Here is an 18,589-nt window from a genome sequence, read left to right as displayed (position 1 = left end):
TGTGGAATCGCCATCGCTCATAGGACAAAAGGTACGCTAGGGATAACAGGCTGATCGCGCCCAAGCGTTCACAGCGACGGCGCGGTTTGGCACCTCGATGTCGGCTCATCACATCCTGGGGCTGGAGAAGGTCCCAAGGGTCCGGCTGTTCGCCGGTTAAAGTGGTACGCGAGCTGGGTTCAGAACGTCGTGAGACAGTTCGGTCCTCTATCCGCTGTGGGCGTTTGAGATTTGAGGGGTTCATTCTCTAGTACGAGAGGACCGAGAATGACGCACCTCTGGTGTTCCGGTTGTCACGTCAGTGGCAGCGCCGGGTAGCTATGTGCGGAAGAGATAAGCGCTGAAAGCATCTAAGCGCCAAGCTCATCCCAAGATAAGATCTCAATCCGTCGCAAGACGGTGCAAGGTCCGGGTAGACCACCCGGTTGATAGGGCAGAAATGCAAGTGCAGTAATGCATTTAGTTTACTGCTACTAATGACCTTGCCGGTTTATGTAGACCCAGTTTCTAGGCGTTTATTTCACCTCCTTATATAGCTTTTGCTTTGCTATCTGAACTTTTGATCAATTACTCCGGCTTTGCCGTGAGTTTCCCTTCCTGGTGACCAGATGCCGGGGGTTCCACCCGTTCCCATCCCGAACACGGCCGTTAAGCCCCGAGCAGCCAATGGTAGTAGGACGTTAGGTCCCGCGAGAGTAGGTTGTTGCCAGGTTTTTGGCCCGAGCGCTGCAAAACAGCGCTCGGGCCTTTTTTTTGCCGCTATAATTTCACGACGCTTAGAATATTTTGCCCCTACTTCTTTACGGCGTAAGCGTCGCCTAGGGTGCCTATTGACAGCGTAAATACGGTAACTCCGATGCGAGGAGTGGATGTTCCGTAGTTACGCTGACGCTGGTGCGAGCATCGTGCTGGGTTTCCAGTGCGCGGGTAGCAACGGGCGCAGATCGTCCTTGGTGGTCATCGCGGGCAGGCGCGTGAGCACATCGCGAAGATAGGCGTGGGGATCGTGACCGTGGCGCTGGCAGCTGACGACCAGCGAGTAGATGACCGCCGCGCGATCGCCGGCGTCGGGATGGCCGACGAAGAGCCAGTTCTTCGCGCCGAGTTTGCTCGGGCGGATGGCGTTCTCGACCGCGTTGGTGTCGAGGCGAGTGTGGCTGTGCCGCAGATGTGCGGTGAGTGGAGTCCAGTGTTCGAGCAGATAGGCACAAGCGTGGCCGAGTCCGGACTTGGGCAGCACGCGCTTTCGCAGCGCCGAGACGAGCCGGTGCAACCGCGCCAGTGGGCGCGCGAAGTGCTCCTGCCGGAGCGCGGCGCGTTGGGTGCCGACCTCCGCTTCGTCCCATTCGTGTTCGAGTTGATAAAGTTGACCGATCAGGCGCAGCACGCGCTCGGCGGTGCGCGGACGTTCGCCGGCGGCCTCGAAGAAGCGTCGCCGCGCGTGCGCCCAGCAGCCGAGCCACTCGACTTCGGGGCGCGTGCGCACGTAGGCGGCATAGGCCTCGTAGCCGTCCGACTGCAACAAGCCGCGGTAATGCTCGCCGAGGAGCTTTTCGGCCTCGTCGTGCCGGCGCGAGAGTCGCCACTCGAAGACGACATCGCCTCCGGGACGCGCGAGCGCCCACAGCCAGCCCGTGCTCGTCTTCCCGTCGCGCAGGTCCGGATCGTTGCAGCGGATCGGCGTTTCGTCGGCGACGACGTAGCCGGTGGCCAGCAAGTCGCGCTTCATCGCTTTGACCAAGGGCTCAAGCTGCGCGGTGGCGGCACCGACCCAGTCGCTCAAGTTTTGGCGCGAGATCGGCGCTTGGCTGTGCTTGGCGTTCGACCAACGCGCGAGCATCTTCTCCTGGCGATAGAGTGGCAGGTGATCGGCATACTTCGCCGTCAGCGCCCAGGCGATCAGGCCCGCGGAGGCGAAGCCGCCTTCGACGATCCGCTTCGGCGCCGGCGCCAACAGTGGCGCGCGGTTGCGATCCAGGCGGTGGCGATACTTGGGACGCACGATCTCGCGCTTGAACAACTGCGGCGGGATCACATCCACCTCGAACGTGCGCTCCTCGGCGATCTTTTCGTAGAGACTTGGATCGGCGCGCACGACCTCGGGCTCGATCACCACCGTCTCCTTCACCGGCAGGTGCGCGAAGGATTCCGCGGGCAGCGTTCGCTTCGCCGCGGGAGCAGCAGTGCGCTCGTAAGTGATCGTCGCGGTCTTCGGCGCTTCGGCGGACGCGGCGAGCTTTTCCAGTTCGCTGAGTTGCAGGAGCAGTTGGGCGCGGTCCAGCTTCTCGCTCTTGCCTGCACCGAAGAGCTGCTTTTTGAACCACTCGATCTGCGCCCGCAGCAACGTCACCTCCTGTTTCAGGAGCGCAACTTCGTCGAGCGGCGCGGCGGCGGGCATGCGCGCGTTGAGTGCAACTCGCGCGCCAAAAGTTCCGCGCGCGTTATATTATTTTTCGTCCCGCTCATACCACGGCTTCAACGTGGCCGTTTTCAAATCCACTCCGCCGACGATCAGCGCCAACGCCTCCGGCGTCAGCGCCAGCTTGCGCTTCGCCTCCGCTGGCTCCGGCCACGAGAAGCGCCCTTGTTCGAGCCGCTTCGCCAGCACCCACACGCCCGTGCCGTCCCAATACAACAGCTTCAGCCGCGTGCGCTCGCGGTTCGTGAAGCAAAATACCGCACCCTCTTTCGGGTTCTCGCCCAACTGCGACTGCGCCGCGCTCCACAAGCCGTCGTATTGCTTGCGCATGTCCACCGGCTCCACCGCCACGAAGATCCGGACCGAGCGAGGGAAGGCCAGCATCGACTCAGCTCCGCAACGCCCGCGCCAGCGCGGCGAGCTCCTCGACGCTGCCACCGCGCACCACAGTGCCGTCGGCCAATCGGACTTCCAGACCGCTCGCCCTTGCGCTCGCCGGCAACGCCACCTCCGCGAAGCGCACCGGCGCCAACGCGGCCAGGCCCGCACCGGCTCGCTTCGCCGCGCGCTGCGTCCAGTTGCAGAACGTCGTATACCGGATGCCCTCCCGCCGCGCGAACGCCCGACGCGTCAACCCGCTCTCCCGAAACGCCGCCACCAACTGCTCACGCCGTTCTCGCGGCACATGCTGCCGCCCTGCCCGATCGCGCCTCTCTCCGTGATGCACCAACTCCGTAGTTACCGTATTTCCCATCCCTCCACTCTATCAGCCCGGAAATCCTGTAACCACGAGGCACCGGAAACGACGCTTACTTTACGGCAACGATTTCACGATTGCCTGCCGGGAATCCAATCACACGGCGATCGCTTTCCGCTTCGCCAAGGACCGATCGAATTCGCACTAGTCTCTCGCGAACTTCGTCGGTTAGTTGCTTCACGCGCCGCAAGTTTGTTTTTCCTCTGCGCAGCAGATTGTCGTCGGGCGGCTGAATCCAGTCACCGCCAGTTGCCGCGGCGCGGATCCATTTCGCGAGGCTGAGGAGTGACGCCAATTGTCCGTGCGCCGCTGTTGCAGTAGGTAGATATTGCCAGCGGACCGGCTCAGACATCACCGCCGGGAAGTCCCAAAGTCGGAGTAGCGCTGCTCCAGCTTCCGCGTTGTGAAACCCGAGAAGCCTACGTTCCTCCTCACACGTTTCGAGCGGCAGGATCGCGCGCGCGAAACGGAGCTGCGGCATACACCGCGCAAGCCACTCGTTCAACGCGACCATGCCGACTTGGTGCAAAAGCCCGATGGTGTATGCGATGTCCCGATCGATATCTAGTGGTTCGGCCAGCAGCTCGGCTGCAACTGCGCAGGCAATCGCATTCTCCCAAAGTTCGTCCGCTTCGATCTGGTATACAACCAAAGGGCGCACCAAGACTTCAGACGCTACGGCATTTGATACCAGTTGGTAGATTTGGTCGTAGCCCACCCGATGGACGGCTTCGTCCACTGTGTAGCACCGCAGTCCTTGGTTGTAATACGCGGAATTTCCAATCTGCAGGACACGTGCTGCGATTCCGGGGTCGAGGCGCACGAGCTCCACGACTTCGTGTAGCGATGAATTACTATCGCTCAGCAACCGCTTCAACTTCGGCAATACGCGAGGCGCCGACGGCAGGTGGGTCATCTGCCGGACGATGTCTTCCGGGGTGGCTCGATCAGATACCTTCGTGTGGGCTGGGGCGCTCACACCACTTACCATCGGCAAAGTGCGCCGGAACTTTCGCGATTATTGGGAAGTTACCCTACGAGTGCCGCTGGTAGATCTTCTGTAGCATGCCCGGGGGCATGGCCGTCGGCACGGCGGGACGTGTTCCGGACAAGCTGAAGCGTAAGAGCAGTTGCTCGTTCTCCTTTTCGAGCTGCAGCACTTGGAGTATCCGCGCGCGCGTCTTTTCCAACGCCTGGCGTTGGGCCGGATGATTGCTTGCGTCCGGCGTGACAGATCGCAGCGCGGCGAGCGTTTCGTCGAGCCGCGCCAAGAGCGCACGCTTTCGCTCAATCAATGGGGCATCGGGTGCCCGCCGGTTTTGCTGCAAAAATCGGTTTTCCTCCAACGCGAGAGCGTGGATCTCTTCACAGAGTTGCAGGTGCTGCTGTAGCGCTTCCAGGGGCGTCATGACTCGTGGCGGATGGTGGTGGCGTTTGGCCCGTGGTCGTCGAAAACGCGGAATTGAGTTTTCGGTCGGCTTGGTCCTGCCACGTCATGTTGGTTATGCGCCACGCGGCCATTTTGGCGAGTTCGTTCAGTTCCGCGGAACTGTTGCCGCTCTTTGCGACGGTCGAGACGATATTTTGGTAGGTTTCGCGTGCCCGCTCGATGGCTCGCAGTTGTTCCTGACAAAGCGCGACCTGGTAGAGGACCGGCAGCTGCCAACTCGGCTCGTTTGAGAGAGCAGCCAAACCTTGGTAGATGGCGAGGGCGTGCGGAGTGTCACCAGCGTGGAAGAACTCGTTGGCGAGCTGGTTGCCGGTGCGGCGTTGCCAATAAGACCAGCGTTTGGGCTCCGCTTCAGATTGCGTTTTCTCTCCGCGCAGGAGCGCAAACGTCTCCGCGAGCGCCTCGTCGCTGCGGCCGATTTTCCGCAGGGTCGTGGCGAGCAGAAATCTCGCCTCCGGGACATTCTCGTCGTGCGGCCACTGCTCGAGGTAGGTGCGCAACGTGGCGATTGCCGCGTCGGTCTCCCCCGCGAGTTGCAGGGCGTAGGCGGACTTGAAGTGCGCTCGTGCGCGATCGGCGGGCGCGAGATCCAGCAAACGCAGACGGGAGAAGAATTTCCCTGCGTCGGCGTAGTTGCCCGATTCGAAATGCGTCTCGGCGATCTCAAATTGCGCGGTCTTGGCGAGCAGCTGGTAGTGGTCGAACGCGTCCGCCGGCAGTTTCAGCGTCGAGTTCAACACGCTATAGAAGCGCGCGATCGCCAGCTTGTGCGCTCCCATGGCGCGCAACGTCCGGCCCAAGTCGAGCAGGACATCCGGCACGCGGCCGTCTTCGGGGAACTCTTTCAGATACTTTTCGTAGATGGCGGCGGCTTTCGTATACGTGCCCTGCTTCCGGTAGCAGCGGGCCATGCCGATCAGCGCCTCTTGTTGTTCCGTTTTCTTGAACGAGCCGGAATACAGGATTTGCCGATAGGCGATCTCGGCCGCGGCATAGTCGCCGCGTTCGGTCAGACTTGTCCCGAGTTTCAGCAATCCACGGGCCTCGGCGGAAATTGCCGGGGCGTTGGGCTCGCGTTCCTCCGGGGCTGCGGCCGCCGGCTTTCCGGCGTTCGCAGGACTCTCCGACCCGCGCACCGTGAGCAGCAGCACGGCGGCGAGAAAAAGCACCGTCAAGATACGGGCCCCGGGAAGAAACTGGAGCGGACGGATCATTGCTGCCTATACGTGGCTGAGCTCGCGGGGAGCGGCGCGGCCGTCGGTGCTGTTGGCACCGGGGCGACGACCGTGACGTCGCCGTTCGCCGGCGTGTTGCCGGGGAATTGGAAGAAGGGCAGGAAGTCTTCGGCGCGCACTTTGGGTCGAGTGTCGTCAGGCAGGATGGCGGCCGGAGTCTTCGCCGGCGCGGAGCGCGACGGATCGGGCGTGCCGATTTCCACGGCCGCGCCGGGCGGCGGCGCCGTCACTGTGACGTCCTGTTTGGTGACTTCGGGCGTCACCGCGGAATGCTCCTCCGAAAGTTGCGGAGGCGGTCCCGCGGGCGGCCGGACCGTGAGGTCCGGGGGAGGAATCGCTTCGCCAAAACGGAGGGCAGGAGATCCGATGGCCGACAAGTAAGGTCGGCTCATCGCATCGGATGAAAGTTCGGGGGCGACAGACGGTGCGGAGGTCGCCACGACCGGCAGAAGCGTGAGCACCAGGCGGACTCCCGCCCAATGCACGCTCGCCGCTCGAGGCGGGTATGCGCTTTGATTCATTTGTTGTGCAACAACGGTCCATGGTGATGGATCGGTCTGATTCGCCGTATTCTTGCATCGGCTCCGGGTTCTGAATCTGTAGCGCTTTTCCATCGTCCGGAGCGGGTCAAATTTCCTGCGCCTCGTGGTCAATATCTTGGCTCTTTTCCGTCCAAGACAGCGCGCAACGCGCGGCCGAGTTCCTCGAGGGTGTAAGGTTTCTTCACAAAGTGCCGCGCGCCTAGTCGTTCGAATTCCGCGCGGGTCTCAGGCGTGAGGTGCCCCGTGAGCACGAGCACCTTGAGTCCGGGGTTGGTGGCGCGGACTACGCGGTAGACTTCGAGTCCGTTGGCGCCCGGCATGTTCAAGTCGAGGAGCACGGCATCCAGTTTCTCGCCGGCTGTGGCGATCGCCTCGATCGCTTCCAGGCCGTCACCGGCGCTGCGGACGGAGTATCCTTTGCGCGAGAGCGCGGCATCAAGCAAGAGGCGCAACGGGGCCTCGTCGTCGACGACGAGCACCGACTCGGTGCCTCCCGGGAACTCGCTGGCCTTGGTGGCGACCGCCGGAGGCACGGCCGTGTCGGCGAGCGGCAAATACACCTTGAACGTGCTGCCTTTGCCGAGCTCGCTCTCGACTTCGATCGCGCCTTCGTGGCTCGCCACGATGCCGTAAACGACCGCGAGTCCGAGTCCGGTCCCTTGGTTGACAGCCTTGGTGGTGAAAAACGGTTCGAAGATGCGGGCGCGCACCTCGGGCGTCATCCCGGTGCCGGTATCCGCGATCGCGAGGCACGCGCAAGTTCGCGCCCCTACGATCGCGGGCGGGACAGCCGATCCCTCGACCCTGCTGGTCGTGACGGTGATGGTGCCGCCTGACGGCATGGCGTCGCGCGCATTGACGCAGAGATTGAGAATCACCTGCTGCAGCTGATTCTGGTCCGCGAGCAACGGCGGCAGGTTCTCCTCGAGCGCGAAACTAAACGTGAGATTTCGCGGGAAAGTCTCCGAAAGCAGTGCCACCAACTCCCGGGTGAGTTGGTTCAAGTCCAGGGGCGCGAAGCGCACTTCCGCCTTGCGTGAGAAGGTGAGGATCTGCCGCACCAATCCGCTCGCGCGTTGCGAGGCTTTCTTGATTTCGCGAATGCATTTCTCGAGCAGCACCACGTCGCCGGGATTCAGCAGGGCGAACTCCGCGTAGCCGTTCATCACCGCGATGATGTTGTTGAAATCGTGAGCGATGCCGCCCGCGAGCGTGCCGAGGCTCTCCATTTTCTGCGCTTGGCGCAGCTGGTCCTCGAGCGTCTTGCGGCCGGTGATATCCTCGCGCAGGCACAGAAAATTAGTGACCTCGCCGGTCGGGCTGCGCAGGCAGCACACTTGGACGGACTCGAACACTTTCCGGCCGTCCGGACCTTCGCGCATCAACTCCCCGCGCCATTCCTGGCCGCGGCGCACGGTGTCCCAGAACTGCCGATAGGAGTTCTCGTCGGGATGCCCTTCGCGCAGCACCTGCACGTCCTCGTCGAGCAAACGCTCAAGCGTGTAGCCAGTCGCCTCCGTGAACTTGGCGTTCACGTATTGCACATTGCCGTCCGCGTCAGTGATTGCGATCGCCACGGGCGATTGTTCGACGGCGCGGGATAGCTTGAAATACTGGTCCTCCGCGACGCGTTGTCGCGTGATGTCGTGCCCCACGGATCGCACGCCGATCCACCCGTTGCCCTCGCTGATCGCCTTTTCCTCCCAGGCAATCCAGCGCCATCCCTGTGGGGTGAGCCAGCGGGACTCGCACGAGGCGCGACGGGGCTCCTGATTCAGCTCCGTGTCAGCGGCGACCAAGGCCGGAGCGTCGTCCTGATGCAGCCATGCCGCGACCGGCCGGCCTGCGAGGTCCGTCTGTGGACAGCCGAACTTCCGCGCAAACGCTTGGTTGGCCGCCAGGATGCGTCCTTCCCAGTCACGGCAATAGACGAGCGCGTCGCTTCCCGCCCAAGCGCCGAGCAAAGCCTCCGGCGGCGGAAACGCGCGTGCGCCCGCGATGGAATCGCTGATCACAACTGACATGCAGTTGTGTCATCGGCCCGGGGCGGGCGAACTTGAGGCCGTCCGGTCCCTCAGACCAGGCCGCTGAGCATCGCCGGCAGACGTTGCAGTGCGTTCTCGATCGACGCGCGAGCCAAGGTCGATTCCGGGCCGTCCGCGCCGTAAAGCACGTTCCAACCCTCGAGTTGCAGCCAACTGTCGCGCTCGACGGGCTCGATCTTCTCGAACCCGCCGGAAACTCCCGAATAGCGGACGAGGTGGTCGGCCACCTGCACCGCCGCGGCGAACAGCCGGTGGCGCGGTGCCCGGTCGGGCTCGCAGTGGTAGCGCACGGCCATCGCGATCTCCTCACAGACTTGGTGCTTCTGCAGGTAGTGCGCGCCGATCTGCGCATGATCCCAGCCGATCAGCTGCCGCTCGAGGCGACAGATGTCCTTCGGCGTCTTCGCCGGCGTGTTGGAAATTTGCACCAGCTCATCCGGAAACGCGTAGGCCATCACGACCTTGCCGATGTTGTGCAGCAAACCGACGAGGTAGTCGGTGTCGTCATCGATCGACAGCGGCGTCGCGCGGAGAATTTCGCGGGTGAGGATCGCCGAGCCGATGCTGTGCGCCCACAGGTCTTTCCACGGCAGGGGAGTGGAGACGTTGCCTTGCAGCCGTTCGAGTTCCTCGATCACGGGCGTCGCCACGGAGAGCTCGCGGATCTGACGGAGCCCGAGAAAGAAAACGGCTTCCTCGATGTTGTTCACGCGCGCGCCCAAGCCGAAATAGACCGAGTTCACCATGCGCAGCAGCCGGGCCGAGAGCGACGGATCGCGGCGGATGATCTCAGCGATCTGCGAAGTGAGGCTCTGGTCGGATTTGACCAGCTCGCTGAGGGCTTCGTTGTTGGCCTGCAACGATGCGAGCTTCGGGCACGCATTGATGCGGCGCCGAATCTCTTGATCATCGAGCACGACAGGACCGGGGACGGACGGTGAAGACAGGGGCGACATGGGTTGTTGTCACGAATGCACGCCGACGTGGACCGCCCGCGTTCACTCGCACTCTTCATCGGCGGATGCGACCGGCACTTGAATTCGATTTCGCTCAATCTCCGCCCACTCGCGCCGATGGAAGCGTTGGCGAATCACCGACCCGGAGACCGATGCCCGGCCGGCGTTTCGCGTTTCCGCGCATGCCTCCGGTCCAACTGCAACGCCTCCTCCAAGACGCCATCGTGCACCACCGCGCTGGGCGGTTCAACGAGGCCGCTGCGCTCTACACGCGCATCCGCGCCGTGTTGCCGCGCCATTTCGATGCGATCCACCTCTCGGGCGTGATCGCCCTGCAGCAGAATCGCGCGGCCGAAGCCGTCGACTTGCTCAAAAAGGCTGCCGCGATCAACCCGCAGCATCCCGTCTGCCGCATGCGGCTGGGTCTCGCGCTCATGTCGGCCGGAAAACCGAAGGACGCCGAATCGGAGTTTCGCGAAGCGCTCCGCCTCAAACCCGACCTCGTGGAGGGTTGGGACAATCTCGCTTACTGCCTCAAGGGACAGGATCGCCTCAAGGAGGCCGTCGATTGCCACGAACAGTCGCTGAAACTGAATCCGCAGAACGCGGTCGGCTGGTATAACTACGGCCTCACGCTCAGCCTCTACGGTCGGGTGGGCGATGCGTTGCGCTGCCACGAACGCGCGCTCGAAGTCGATCCCAGCTACGCCAAGGCGCATTTCGGTCGCGCGCAGGTGCTCCAGCAATCGCACCGCGCCGCGGAGGCCGTCGAGGCTTACGACCGCTATTTGGAGCGCGAGCCGCGCAACCTCGATGCGCACGGCTATCGCCTGTTCGCGCTGAACAACCTCGACACCGCCAGTCGCGAGGAGGTTTTCCGCGAGCACGTCGCTTTCGGCAAACGTGTCGGCGAGTTCCCGCCTCCGGACTTTCCCCACGATCGCTCGCCGGACCGCCGCCTGCGCGTGGCCATCATCTCGCCCGACCTGCGCGCTCATTCGTGCGCCTATTTCCTCGAACCGCTCTTGCGGCATCTCGACCCCGCGCAATTCGAGCTCTACTTCTACCACGATCACTTCCGGCAGGACGCGGTTTCGCGGCGTTTCCAAGCGATGGCCGCCTCATGGCGTCCGATCGTCGCGCAACCGAACAACGTGGTCGAAGAAATCATCCGCGCGGACCGGCCCGACATCGCCATCGATTTGGCCGGGCACACCGGCTCGATCAATCGCCTGCCGATGTTCGCGCGGCACCTCGCGCCGGTGCAGATCAACTACCTCGGCTATCCGAACACGACCGGCGTGCGCGCGATCCGTTATCGCTTCACCGATGCGGTCGCGGACCCCGTCGGCGAGGCCGACACGTTGGCCGTCGAGCAACTCGTCCGCTTCGCGCCGACCGCTTGGTGCTATCAGGCGCCGGACAACACGCCCGATGTCGCGCCCGCGCCCTGCCTCGCGACGCCCGATGCGCCGTTCACTTTCGGCTGCTTCAACAATCTCGGCAAAGTCACCGACGCCACGCTCCGACTGTGGGCGCGCATCCTGACCGAAGTGCCGGACGCGCGCATGCTCTTCAAGGGCCGCGGTCTTGGTGAGGCAGTCGCGCGCGACGCCATGGCGGCGCGTTTTGCGCAAGCCGGCATCCCGGTCGAGCGCGTCCAGTTCCTCGATCGCACCGATAGCACGGCGGAGCATCTCGCGCTCTACCATCGCATGGATGTGTCGCTCGACACGCTGCACTACTGCGGGACGACGACGACCTGCGAATCGCTTTGGATGGGCGTGCCCGTGATCACTCTCGCGGGCGATCGCCACGCCGGTCGCGTGAGCGCGAGCCTGTTGACGGCCGTTGGCCACGAACAATGGGTGGCCCGTAACGCCGACGAATACGTGGCGAAAGCCGTGGCTCTCGCGCGCGACCGCCAGGCGCTCGCCGCCGTTCGCGCCTCGCTGCGTTCCGACCTGCTCCGCTCGCCTTTGCTCGACCACGTCGGTCAGTCCCGGCGTTTCGCCGCGGCGCTCCGCCAATGCTGGACCGAATGGTGCGCCGAGCGCGCACCGGCCGAGCTCGCTGCGCGCTGAGCGCCGCCCGGGACGTTGGTGAGGCAATTTTTTCCGCCGCGTGGCGGAGGCAGCGCGCACAGCGTGATCGATCCGGCGTCGCCTGAACAAAAAAACGGGCAGAGGGCGGACATTCAACAACTTGCCCGGGCGCATGGCTTCCGGGCCCGACGGCTGCTCAATCGGCTCGGTTTTCTTTCCCCCGATGACATCAGCCTCCCGTTCAGAATTCAGCCTCGAGAACGCCAGCATCCTCCTCACCGGTGGCACCGGCTCGTTTGGCAAGGCCTTCGTGCGCACCGTGCTCGAACGCTACCCCAGCGTGGCGCGCCTCGTGGTATTTTCCCGCGACGAGCTGAAACAGTTCGAGATGGCGCAACTGTTCCCGCCCTCGATCCACCCCGCGATCCGCTACTTCATCGGCGACGTCCGCGACGAGGCGCGCCTGCGCCGCGCGATGGAAGGCATCGACGTCGTCGTGCACGCCGCCGCGCTGAAACAAGTCCCGACCGCGGAATACAACCCCTTCGAATGCATCAAGACGAACGTCCTCGGCGCGCAAAACGTCATCGACGCCTGCCTCAGCGCCCGCGTGCGCCGCGTCGTGGCGCTCTCCACTGACAAGGCCGCCGCCCCGACCAATCTCTACGGCGCCACGAAACTCTGCTCGGACAAACTCTTCGTCGCCGCCAACAACATCCGTGGTGACCGCGATATTCGTCTGTCCGTGGTGCGCTACGGCAACGTCATGGGCAGTCGCGGCTCGGTCATCCCTTTTTTCCTCGAGAAGCGGAAGACCGGTGTCTTGCCGATCACCGATCCGACGATGACGCGCTTCAACATCAGCCTTCAGGAAGGCGTCGAGATGGTCCTGTGGAGCCTCGCCCACGCATGGGGCGGCGAGATCCTCGTCCCGAAAATCCCGTCGTATCGCATTACCGACCTCGCACAGGCGATCGGTCCGGATTGCAGCCACCCCGTCGTCGGCGTCCGCCCCGGCGAAAAGATCCACGAGGAAATGATCACCCCGAGCGACAGTCTGAACACCGTCGACTGCGGCCCCTACTACTCGATCCTCCCGTCAGGTTTCACCTACGACGTGGACAGCTACTGTCGCGCCACCGGTGCCAAGCGCGTGCCTGCCGGCTTCTGCTACAACAGCGGCACCAACGAACGCTTCCTCACCATCGATGAACTGCGCGGGATGATCGCGGAGCAAGTCGATCCCGGGTTCACGGTCATGCCCGGCTTCGCCGCGCGCAACAGCCCCCCACCGATGCTCCAGGAGCTCGCTCCGTCACCTGAGTCGGCCCCCGCGAGCTTCCCTTCGCGGGCTCCTGTCTCACTGGCGAACGCGCCGCGCTTGGCGCCGCCGCAAGGCGACGTCTTTCTGCACCAGGTTCCTTCGGAAACGAGCGTCGCCGAGCGGCGTCTGCTGTTCCGCCTCTTTGCCAACGAATGGTCCGGGCGCGGCGCAGTGGTCGAACTCGGCCCCTTTCTCGGTGGCACGACGCGCGCGATCGCCGCGGGCATGTGGTCGAATCCGCATCGCGACCCGCACGCGCTGCTGCACACTTTTGATCGCTTCGACCTTTACTACTCCGCGAGCGAGCTTCGCGCCATGGTCGATCCCATGGTGGCCGCGGGCATTTTCGCGGCGACGGAGGCGGACGATCTTTGCCGCAACGCCAACTTCGCTCGCCTGTTCCAAGCCATCCATATGCCCCACGACTACAGCCGTCTCGTGCGGCTGCATAACTCCCCGCTACCGGACCGTCCCGAGGAAATCGCGACCGCGCAGACGCTGGACTGCCTGCGCACCGAGGTGGAGTTGAGCGCCCTTTTTGTGGATGGCTGCAAGTCCTGGGCCTCGACCCTGTATTCGTTGCAGTTCCTCCTCCCGCGGTTGCCCGTCGGTGCGCCGGTGATTTTCCAGGATTTCGGCTGGTATACCTGTTTCTGGATCAGCTCGGCGGTGCACGCCCTGGGCGATGCGCTGACGCTGACGGACCGGGCCGACTCGACGTATGTCTTCAAATTGGCTCGTCCGGTCTCGGCGGAGGAAGTGGCGCAGCGGTTCGCGCCCACGCCGCACGAAATGGGCGAGCGTTTCTTCGCGGAGTCCGCGGCGGCGCTCTTGGCGCGCAGCCAGGCGTCCGGCGACCTGCGCGGGGAGCTGATTGCGCAGCTCCACCACATCGCCGCGTTGGCGACGATTGGGCGCAAGTCCCAGGCCGCCTCGATCCTCCAACGCATCGATGTCCGCCGCTTCGCCGCGTTCGCCAAGATGATTCGCGGCTGCATCAAGAGTCCCACCTATCTCCCCGGAGGACAGGAGATCCTTTGGAAAAACGCGGCCTGAGGGCGCGCGCACGGATGCCATGCTCTCTTACGGACGCCAGCAAATCTCCGAAGACGACATCGCCGCTGTCGTGGCTGCGCTCCGCTCGGATTTCCTGACGCAGGGACCGATTGTCGAGCGCTTCGAGCGCGCCTTCGCCGCGCGCGTCGGTGTGAAGCACGCCGTGGCGGTGAACAACGCCACCGCCGCGCTGCACCTCGCGATGAAGGTGCTCGATCTCGGCATCGGCGATCGCGTGGTCACGTCGCCGATCACGTTCCTCGCCTCGGCCAACGCGGCAGCCTACGTCGGCGCCACGCCAGACTTTGCGGACATCGATCCGAACACGGGCACGCTCGACCCCGTCGCGCTCGCGCGCGATTGGCGCCCCGACACCCGCGCGGTGGTGGCCGTCGATTACGCGGGCAACGCCTGCGATTTGCCCGCGATCGCGAAGATCGCCGGCGCGCGCGGAGCCTACGTCATCGAGGACGCCTGCCACGGCGTCGGCGGCGCGTTTCACGCCGAAGGCAGCGCGTGGCCGCTCGGCGCCAGCCCTTGGGCCGACATCGGCATCTTCAGTTTCCATCCGGTGAAAACGATGACCACCGGCGAGGGCGGCATGCTCGTCACCAACGACGATGAGTGGGCGCGCCGCGCGCGTCTGCTCCGCTCGCACGGCATCGAGCGCGATCCGGCGAATTTCGTTCTCCCGTCCGCAGACGCGGTGCTCGGCGAAAAAGGCCCGTGGTTCTACGAGATGCAGGAGCTGGGCTACAATTACCGGCTGACCGACCTGCAATGCGCGCTCGGTTTGTCGCAGCTCGAGCGACTCGACTCCTTCCTCGCACGGCGCCGTGAAATCGTCGCCGCCTACAATGCCGCGTTCGCCGATCTCGACTGGCTGACGACGCCCGCGCCGCGCGTTTCCTCCGACGCAGCGATCGCGTCGTGGCATCTCTACACGGTGCAAATCGACTTCGCCGCGCTGGGGCGCACGCGCACGGAGGTGATGGCGCAGCTGCGCGCCGCCGGCGTCGGCACGCAGGTGCTTTACGTGCCGGTGCATCTGCAGCCTTGGTATCGTCGCACCTACGGCTACGGCCCCGGCAAATGCCCGCAGGCCGAAGCCTTCTACGCCCGCGCGCTCAGCCTGCCGCTTTTCGCCGCCATGACCGATGCCGACGTGGCCCACGTCATCGCTGCCGTCCAGGCCCTCGCTTCTCTCTACAGCCGATGAAAAATCTCTGTGTCATTCCCGCTCGTGGCGGATCGAAGCGCATTCCTCGGAAAAACATCCGCCTTTTCGCCGGCAAACCGATGATCGCCCACTCGATCGTTGCGGCGCGTGATTCGGGTCTCTTTGAGCGAGTCATGGTCTCGACGGACGACGAGGAAATCGCCGCCATCGCTCGCGACTTTGGGGCCGAGACCCCGTTCGTCCGTCCCGCGGAGCTGGCCAACGATCATGCCGCCACCATTCCGGTGATCGCGCATGCGCTGCGCTGGGCACACGAGCGAGGCTGGACCGGGCAGTTCGCGTGCTGTCTCTACGCGACTGCACCGTTTGTGCAGGTGGCCGATCTCCAAGCCGGATTCGAGCGGTTGCGCAACGGTTCCTGGTCCTACGTTTTCACCGCGACTGACTACGCGGCGCCCGTGCATCGGGCGTTCCTCGCATCTCCGCAGGGCGGGGTTGAGATGCTTTTTCCGCAGCACTTCGGGACGCGCAGCCAGGATCTGCCCGTCGCCCTGCACGATGCCGGGCAATTCTACTGGGGCCGGACCGAAGCCTGGTTCGCGGGCGCACCGTTCTTCGCGCCGCATTCCTCGCCGCTGCTGCTGCCCCGCTGGCGCGTGCAGGACATCGACACTACCGAGGACTGGGAGCGCGCAGAGCGCATGCACGCTCAGTATTTTTCTCCCTCCGTCGCTTAAACCGAACCGTGTGAAACTGGCCATCCGCACCGACGCTTCCCCCGCCACCGGGATCGGGCACTTCATGCGCTGCCTGACGCTGGCCGATGCATTCGCTGCGCAAGGCGGTCAGATTCGCTTCGTGAGCCAGACGCTGGTCGACCCATTGCCTGCCATGCTGGCGCGGCGCGGCTACGAGCTCATCTCGATTCCTGCGGATGGGAACGCCGCCGACGATGGCGATCTCGCGCATTCCTCCTGGCTTCGGGGAACGATGGCGGAGGACGCCCGTGCGACACTGTCCGCGCTCGGTGGTCGCTCCTGGGACTGGCTGGCGGTGGACCACTACGCGTTGGATGCCCGGTGGGAGAAAGCCGTGCGGCCGGCCGCGGCCCGCATCCTCGCGATCGACGATTTGGCGGACCGGCGGCACGACTGCGATGTGCTGTTGGATCAAAATCTTCACGCCACCACCTCGGGGCGCTACCAAGACAAGCTGCCCGCCGCTTGTGCGCTGCTCGCGGGCCCGGGCTATGCGCTGTTGCGTGAGGAGTTTGTCCACTGGCGCGACCGCCGGCATCCCGCCGACGGTCGGATCCGCCAGATCTTCGTCTTTTTTGGAGGCATAGATGCGGAGAATCTGACGGGGCGCGCGCTCGCTGGGCTGGCCACTCTCGCGCCGCAGGATTTCAACGTGAAGGTGGTGATTGGCGGAGCGAATCCGCATCGCGCAAATCTGGCCGCCGGTTGCGAGCGCTACGGATACGAAATGCACGTCCAGAGCGAGCGCATGGCCGAACTGATGGCGGAATCCGATCTGGCGATTGGAGCGGCAGGCACGAGCAGTTGGGAACGCTGCTGTCTCGGCCTGCCTGCGCTGTTGGTTTCGCTGGCGGACAACCAGCTGCCCATCGCGCGCTCCGTCGCTGAGCGCGGGGCCGGCCTCTATCTTGGTTCACACGCCGAAGTGACGGCCGCGACCATCGGCGCCGCAGTGGACAGCCTGCGCCGTGAACCGGCGCGGCTGGCGGCGATGGCTCGGACGGCCGCCGCGTTGGTCGACGGCCAAGGTGTTCAGCGGGTCATGGTGCAATTGAAGGAGCGTTCATGAAGATCACCGTGCTGTGCAGCGATTCCGGGCATCCGGTGGTTCCCCATTTGCAGCGCTGGACCGAAATCCGGCGCGCCGAAGGTCATTGGGTCGAACTGCTCCACGAGCAGGCCGCGCTCGGCGGGGGCGATCTCCTTTTTCTGGTTTCTTGCAGCCGGTTGATAAAGCGAGCCGAACGCGAGCGCTATGCGGCGGCGCTGGTCCTGCACGCGAGCGACTTGCCGCAAGGTCGAGGCTGGTCTCCGCACATCTGGGCAATCCTGGGCGGAGCGACCGAGTTTACCGTCAGCCTGCTCGAGGCCGCCGACCCGGTCGACACCGGGAGGATTTGGCTGAAAACGAGGTGTGTGCTGGACGGCCATGAACTGCTCCCCGAAATCGAGGCGAAGCTTTTCGCCGCCGAACTGGAGTTGATGAGCGCGGCCGTCGCGCGCCGTCCCCAGCTGGTTCCCACGCCACAAGTCGGCGAGGCTGGCGCCTACCTACGGCGGCGCACCCCGGCTGACAGCCGTTTGGACCCGCACAAGAGCATTGCGGAGCAGTTTGAGCTCCTGCGGGTGGTCGATTCCCAGCGGTTCCCGGCGTTCTTCGAACACCGCGGACACCGCTACGTCGTCAAAATCGAAAAAGCCGCCCCATGAGCCCGTTTGCCCCCGTTACCATCGCCGGTCGCGCTGTCGGCCCCGGCAGCGCGCCGTTCATCATCGCCGAGATGTCGGGCAACCACAACCAGTCCCTCGAGCGCGCCCTGCAGATCGTCGAAGCCGCCGCCCGGTCGGGCGCCCATGCGCTCAAGATCCAGACCTACACGCCCGACACGATGACGCTCAACCTGCGGGAGCGGGAATTTTTCATCAGCAATCCGAAGAGCCCTTGGGCTGGCACTTCGCTCTACGATCTCTACGGCCAGGCCAGCACGCCGTGGGAATGGCACCAAGCCATCTTCGCGCGAGCCCGCGAGCTGGGCTTGATCGCCTTCAGCACACCGTTCGACGCGACCTCGGTCGCATTTCTCGAAAAGCTGAATGTGCCGTGCTACAAGATCGCCTCGTTCGAGAACACGGATCTGCCTTTGCTCCGCCTGGTCGCCGCGACGGGCAAGCCGCTCATCATCTCGACCGGCATGGCGACGCTGGAGGAAATTGAGGAAACCGTGGCCGCCGTGCGTGAGGCCGGTTGCAGCCAGCTCGTGCTGCTCAAATGCACGAGCACCTATCCGGCGTCGCCGGCGCAGACCAACATCCGCACGATCCCGGATCTCCGGCGGCGCTTTGGCTGCGAGGTGGGTCTCTCGGATCACACCGGCGGTGTGGGCGTCGCGGTCGCCAGCGTGGCGCTCGGCGCGAGCGTCATCGAGAAACACTTCACGCTGAGCCGCGCGGAAGGCGGCGTGGACAGCGCCTTCTCGCTCGAGCCGGACGAGATGAATCGCCTCGTGCTCGAGAGCGAGCGGGCGTGGGCTGCACTCGGCGAGCCACGCTACGGTGCCACCGAGGCGGAAAAGCAGTCGATCCAGTTCCGCCGTTCGCTGTATGTGGTCGAAGACATGAAAGCGGGAGATGTCCTGGATGCCACGAACCTGCGTTGCATTCGGCCGGGATACGGTCTGGCTCCGAAACACCTGCCGAAACTGATTGGTCAGCGCGTCGCGTGTGACCTGAAACGAGGCACGGCGATGAAGTTCGACTATCTGGTCCGTCCGTCTGGCGATTTGCGCAGCCCTGACGGCTCCTGAGCTGGACACCGACGCCTC

15 protein-coding genes, 2 rRNA genes and 1 pseudogene are annotated in these 18,589 nt (G+C 64.4%); 9 read left to right on the top strand and 9 right to left on the bottom strand.

The window, feature by feature from the left end; all coding sequences use genetic code 11:
• Positions 1-494 (top strand): 23S ribosomal RNA (locus HZA32_12515); the annotation flags it as partial.
• 102 nt (positions 495-596) lie between these two features.
• Positions 597-712 (top strand): 5S ribosomal RNA (gene rrf / locus HZA32_12510).
• 168 nt (positions 713-880) lie between these two features.
• Here the strand turns inward: rrf and HZA32_12505 are convergent.
• From HZA32_12505 to HZA32_12465, 9 genes are all read right to left on the bottom strand, one after another.
• Positions 881-2,398 carry an IS66 family transposase gene (locus HZA32_12505; protein ID MBI5424894.1) on the bottom strand — a complete coding sequence of 506 codons (1,518 nt, stop codon included), beginning with the start codon at positions 2,396-2,398 and terminating at the stop codon, positions 881-883.
• 48 nt (positions 2,399-2,446) lie between these two features.
• Positions 2,447-2,803: an IS66 family insertion sequence element accessory protein TnpB gene (gene tnpB / locus HZA32_12500; protein MBI5424893.1), complete on the bottom strand. Its 357-nt coding sequence runs from the start codon at positions 2,801-2,803 to the stop codon at positions 2,447-2,449.
• Positions 2,804-2,807: 4 nt separating this feature from the next.
• On the bottom strand, positions 2,808-3,173 hold the full coding sequence (locus tag HZA32_12495; protein ID MBI5424892.1) for a hypothetical protein: 366 nt from the start codon (positions 3,171-3,173) through the stop codon (positions 2,808-2,810).
• A gap of 55 nt (positions 3,174-3,228) precedes the next feature.
• The gene (locus tag HZA32_12490) at positions 3,229-4,092 is read right to left on the bottom strand and encodes an HDOD domain-containing protein (protein MBI5424891.1); all 864 of its coding nucleotides are present in this window, start codon (positions 4,090-4,092) and stop codon (positions 3,229-3,231) included.
• Between the two features lie 118 nt (positions 4,093-4,210).
• A complete protein-coding gene (locus HZA32_12485; GenBank protein ID MBI5424890.1) occupies positions 4,211-4,585 on the bottom strand; it encodes a hypothetical protein in 375 nt (124 codons plus the stop codon).
• Positions 4,542-5,801: a tetratricopeptide repeat protein gene (locus HZA32_12480; GenBank protein MBI5424889.1), complete on the bottom strand. Its 1,260-nt coding sequence runs from the start codon at positions 5,799-5,801 to the stop codon at positions 4,542-4,544. Before HZA32_12480 ends, HZA32_12485 begins: the two co-directional genes overlap by 44 nt.
• Before the next feature lie 35 nt (positions 5,802-5,836).
• Positions 5,837-6,124 carry a hypothetical protein gene (locus HZA32_12475; protein MBI5424888.1) on the bottom strand — a complete coding sequence of 96 codons (288 nt, stop codon included), beginning with the start codon at positions 6,122-6,124 and terminating at the stop codon, positions 5,837-5,839.
• A gap of 386 nt (positions 6,125-6,510) precedes the next feature.
• The gene (locus HZA32_12470; protein MBI5424887.1) at positions 6,511-8,427 is read right to left on the bottom strand and encodes a PAS domain S-box protein; all 1,917 of its coding nucleotides are present in this window, start codon (positions 8,425-8,427) and stop codon (positions 6,511-6,513) included.
• Positions 8,428-8,477: 50 nt separating this feature from the next.
• Positions 8,478-9,404, bottom strand: coding sequence for an HDOD domain-containing protein (locus tag HZA32_12465; GenBank protein ID MBI5424886.1), 927 nt, complete (start codon positions 9,402-9,404; stop codon positions 8,478-8,480).
• Between the two features lie 182 nt (positions 9,405-9,586).
• Here HZA32_12465 and HZA32_12460 point away from each other — a divergent pair, with 182 nt between their 5' ends.
• The 7 genes and pseudogenes from HZA32_12460 (at position 9,587) to pseI (ending at position 18,571) form a co-directional block, all read left to right on the top strand.
• Positions 9,587-11,488, top strand: a complete 1,902-nt coding sequence (locus HZA32_12460) for a tetratricopeptide repeat protein (GenBank protein ID MBI5424885.1) — start codon at positions 9,587-9,589, stop codon at positions 11,486-11,488.
• Between the two features lie 184 nt (positions 11,489-11,672).
• A pseudogene (gene pseB / locus HZA32_12455) lies at positions 11,673-12,695 on the top strand (UDP-N-acetylglucosamine 4,6-dehydratase (inverting)).
• A 1,153-nt stretch (positions 12,696-13,848) separates the two neighbouring features.
• Positions 13,849-15,048 carry a UDP-4-amino-4,6-dideoxy-N-acetyl-beta-L-altrosamine transaminase gene (gene pseC, locus HZA32_12450; protein ID MBI5424884.1) on the top strand — a complete coding sequence of 400 codons (1,200 nt, stop codon included), beginning with the start codon at positions 13,849-13,851 and terminating at the stop codon, positions 15,046-15,048.
• The gene (pseF, locus tag HZA32_12445; protein ID MBI5424883.1) at positions 15,045-15,746 is read left to right on the top strand and encodes a pseudaminic acid cytidylyltransferase; all 702 of its coding nucleotides are present in this window, start codon (positions 15,045-15,047) and stop codon (positions 15,744-15,746) included. The genes pseC and pseF overlap by 4 nt, the downstream gene beginning before the upstream one ends.
• Before the next feature lie 10 nt (positions 15,747-15,756).
• A complete protein-coding gene (pseG, locus tag HZA32_12440) occupies positions 15,757-16,836 on the top strand; it encodes a UDP-2,4-diacetamido-2,4,6-trideoxy-beta-L-altropyranose hydrolase (protein MBI5424882.1) in 1,080 nt (359 codons plus the stop codon).
• Positions 16,833-17,477, top strand: a complete 645-nt coding sequence (locus HZA32_12435) for a UDP-glucuronic acid dehydrogenase (GenBank protein ID MBI5424881.1) — start codon at positions 16,833-16,835, stop codon at positions 17,475-17,477. Before pseG ends, HZA32_12435 begins: the two co-directional genes overlap by 4 nt.
• Complete coding sequence (pseI, locus tag HZA32_12430) at positions 17,474-18,571, top strand: pseudaminic acid synthase (GenBank protein ID MBI5424880.1); 1,098 nt, start codon at positions 17,474-17,476, stop codon at positions 18,569-18,571. Before HZA32_12435 ends, pseI begins: the two co-directional genes overlap by 4 nt.
• Positions 18,572-18,589: the final 18 nt, after the last annotated feature.

This window comes from Opitutia bacterium, assembly GCA_016217545.1.
GTDB lineage: Bacteria > Verrucomicrobiota > Verrucomicrobiia > Opitutales > Opitutaceae > Didemnitutus.
This window is presented reverse-complemented; position numbering and strand designations above follow the sequence as displayed.

Excerpts from the sequence above, each read along its gene's own strand:
- HZA32_12505 (MBI5424894.1), bottom strand. The coding sequence starts at position 2,398 with ATGCCCGCCGCCGCGCCGCTCGACGAAGTTGCGCTCCTGAAACAGGAG.
- tnpB (MBI5424893.1), bottom strand. The coding sequence starts at position 2,803 with ATGCTGGCCTTCCCTCGCTCGGTCCGGATCTTCGTGGCGGTGGAGCCG.
- HZA32_12495 (MBI5424892.1), bottom strand. The coding sequence starts at position 3,173 with ATGGGAAATACGGTAACTACGGAGTTGGTGCATCACGGAGAGAGGCGC.
- HZA32_12490 (MBI5424891.1), bottom strand. The coding sequence starts at position 4,092 with ATGACCCACCTGCCGTCGGCGCCTCGCGTATTGCCGAAGTTGAAGCGG.
- HZA32_12485 (MBI5424890.1), bottom strand. The coding sequence starts at position 4,585 with ATGACGCCCCTGGAAGCGCTACAGCAGCACCTGCAACTCTGTGAAGAG.
- HZA32_12470 (MBI5424887.1), bottom strand. The coding sequence starts at position 8,427 with ATGTCAGTTGTGATCAGCGATTCCATCGCGGGCGCACGCGCGTTTCCG.
- HZA32_12465 (MBI5424886.1), bottom strand. The coding sequence starts at position 9,404 with ATGTCGCCCCTGTCTTCACCGTCCGTCCCCGGTCCTGTCGTGCTCGAT.
- HZA32_12460 (MBI5424885.1), top strand. The coding sequence starts at position 9,587 with ATGCCTCCGGTCCAACTGCAACGCCTCCTCCAAGACGCCATCGTGCAC.
- pseC (MBI5424884.1), top strand. The coding sequence starts at position 13,849 with ATGCTCTCTTACGGACGCCAGCAAATCTCCGAAGACGACATCGCCGCT.
- pseF (MBI5424883.1), top strand. The coding sequence starts at position 15,045 with ATGAAAAATCTCTGTGTCATTCCCGCTCGTGGCGGATCGAAGCGCATT.
- HZA32_12435 (MBI5424881.1), top strand. The coding sequence starts at position 16,833 with ATGAAGATCACCGTGCTGTGCAGCGATTCCGGGCATCCGGTGGTTCCC.
- pseI (MBI5424880.1), top strand. The coding sequence starts at position 17,474 with ATGAGCCCGTTTGCCCCCGTTACCATCGCCGGTCGCGCTGTCGGCCCC.